The organism is Luteimonas sp. A501 (genome assembly GCF_054052085.1).
In genome coordinates, this window is record NZ_JBSVRI010000021.1 from 1 (window position 1) to 2,548 (window position 2,548).

Consider the following 2,548-nt stretch of genomic DNA (forward strand, 5'->3'; position numbering starts at 1 on the left):
TTCGTCCGGAACACGCGCGAGATCTCCGAATACGTGTCGGGCGAGCTCGCCAAGTAAACGGTAGCCGCCTAACAATTCATTCAAGCCGATGCCGCTTCGCGGCACGGCTTAATTCTGGCGTTAGGTGCCACATGAAGATTCTCGCGGTGCTAATGATGGGATTCATCAGCCACCTCGTTCTAGCGGCGGAGCCGACGACTGCGCAAGGTGAACTCATGGAAGCATCGTGCTCCTTCATGCTGTCCGCGGGAACTGACAAGTCTGATTTTGTGCATGTGCCGGGGCTTAAGGTTCTGCACCCCTCCTCCTCCCAGGCGCAGCTAAACGTAGAGCTAGATGCCGGTGTCTCGCTTGAGGGTGTCGTTTGTTGGCGTTCGTTGGCTGAGATCGGCCCAAATGATGACTGGGTAGCCCGGACTGGAGTCCCGCTCTACATCAAGAAGGACAGCGACGATTCGGATAGCCCTACCTTGGTGTTGGAGCTTACTGATCCGGGCTATAGGGTGAGGATTGTTTCTGGGCCAGAGCTATCTTCCGCGCAGGCTGAGCGGACGATCTCGCTCATTGATACCTTCAACGAGCGCCGCTAGGGTGGCACCTAACAATTCATTCAAGCCGACACCGCTTCGCGGCGCGGCTTAATTCAGGCGTTAGCCTTCAAAGGGGACTTATGCACGCACTCAAAGTTGCAGCCGCCGCGGCCCTCTGCATCCTTGCAATTGTTCCTTCCATCGCACGTGCTAACGAAAGCTTGGATACGCAGTTCGTGGGGTTCTGGGAACTCGATTACGACGAGGACGGCACTCCAAGGGACACCATGGAGTTCACCGCAGAAGGGCGGTATGTGATGCATGGCATTGAGTGCGATCTCATGGAGAGCTTTCCATATCACGTCTATCGTGGAAATCTATTCGTAGCTCTTGATGTTCCAGATAAGGGGCCGATCGCGATGATCTTCCATAGCAATGTGGATGGGCGCTTGAGCTTTACTTCTCCGCGCACGCGCCAGAACGCCTACTACAAGCGATTGTCAGCCGACCCATGCAATGATGAAGATGAAGGCTAACAATTCATTCAAGCCGACGCCGCTTCGCGGCGCGGCTTAATTCAGGCGTTAGGCCTCGCACACCGACCGCCGCGCAGACTACACATCCATAGGGTGATTTTTGGGGGAGGGGAAAGTTATGAGCGGAGTTTTGGTAGTTGTTGCCCTGCTCACAGTCGGGTTCGGCTTCATGTCATTAACCCAGGCGACCATGGGCGTAGGCATGATCGCCATCGGCTGTTTCGTCGGCATCTTGGCGCGTCTAGTACAGGCCGCGGAGCATCATCGGGCCAACGCGAAGCGCAAGGCCTAACGAGTCATTCAAGCCGATGCCGCTTCGCGGCACGGCTTAATTCTGGTGTTAGGCCGCACAAACAGCCTTCGTCGCAGTTCTCCACATAGCTAGGAGTCGTTGTGTCCGAACCAGCTCGTGTCGGTATCTTCATCTACGCTAAAGACCCTGACCGCCTTTCTGGCTTTTACCAGTCGGTCTTGGGTATGGCGCCCGCTCATCGTACTGAACAGATGATTGTGCTTCGCTCGCCGGAATTTCAGCTTATCGTTCACGCCATGCCTCTGGAAGCCGCGTCGCAGGTCACAATCACCAGCCCGCCGCAGCTGCGTGACAATGCCGCTATCAAGTTCTTCTGCACGGTCCGTAGTCTTTCTGGCGCTGAAGACTCAGCGAAAGCTTTGGGCGGGCACGTCCTTCCTGAGCAATGGCAAGGCCCCGGGTTCGTGGTTCGCAATGCCTGTGACCCCGAGGGCAATATCTTCCAGGTACGCGCGAGTGCGGCCTAACAATTCATTCAAGCCGACACCGCTTCGCGGCGCGGCTTAATTCTGGTGTTAGACGACAGGGGACACATATGCGCCACTCATGGAAACTGCTTGCCGCTTCCGCCCTTCTCGCAGGCTGTGCCACCTCAGGCGTGCCTACCGCGGGGACACCTTCGGCCACATCGGACGACTACGGCCTCACTCGGGGTCGGCCCGTAGAGGTTTGTCTTCCCGATGGAGAGCGCCACTACTTGTCTAGGCTTATCTGTCCATCTGGCAAGCATCCGAAATTTGACCGCACCGGTAACGTTGGTCCTAGGACAGCCATCCCTACCAACATGAGTCAAGCGGCGCAAGAAAAGCTGCTCCGCGACAATAGGGAGATGAAGCCATTGGCAGCGGGCGAGCCTGACTATCACTGGATCGACACTTACGAAGTGAGTTGTGGTTCTCAGGTCACAACCATCTACATGGACATGTATCACTGCTCAGTTGTTCGGCCTAGCAATGCACCTACCGGGTTCGGCATTGTCCCCTAGTCTGTCGTCTAACAATTCATTCAAGCCGACGCCGCTTCGCGGCGCGGCTTAATTCAGGCGTTAGGCCTTCTATGACGACAACCGTAGACCGGATTCGAAACGCAGCGGCAATTACGTCAGTCTTTGGGGGATGGCCATCCTTTCACGATGCCGAGGTTCTACGCCTTGAGCTTTCACGCCATTC

3 protein-coding genes are annotated in these 2,548 nt (G+C 56.3%); all 3 read left to right on the forward strand.

Annotation, left to right across the window (positions count from 1 at the left end; genetic code table 11):
* Nucleotides 1–131: 131 nt before the first annotated feature.
* The 3 genes from ACW7G5_RS14675 to ACW7G5_RS14685 all read left to right on the forward strand — a co-directional run bounded on the left by ACW7G5_RS14675 (nucleotide 132) and on the right by ACW7G5_RS14685 (nucleotide 1,846).
* Nucleotides 132–590: a hypothetical protein gene (locus tag ACW7G5_RS14675; RefSeq protein ID WP_457005741.1), complete on the forward strand. Its 459-nt coding sequence runs from the start codon at nucleotides 132–134 to the stop codon at nucleotides 588–590.
* 80 nt (nucleotides 591–670) lie between these two features.
* Nucleotides 671–1,066, forward strand: a complete 396-nt coding sequence (locus tag ACW7G5_RS14680; RefSeq protein WP_457005743.1) for a hypothetical protein — start codon at nucleotides 671–673, stop codon at nucleotides 1,064–1,066.
* A gap of 393 nt (nucleotides 1,067–1,459) precedes the next feature.
* Nucleotides 1,460–1,846 carry a VOC family protein gene (locus ACW7G5_RS14685; protein ID WP_457005745.1) on the forward strand — a complete coding sequence of 129 codons (387 nt, stop codon included), beginning with the start codon at nucleotides 1,460–1,462 and terminating at the stop codon, nucleotides 1,844–1,846.
* Nucleotides 1,847–2,548 lie beyond the last annotated feature (702 nt).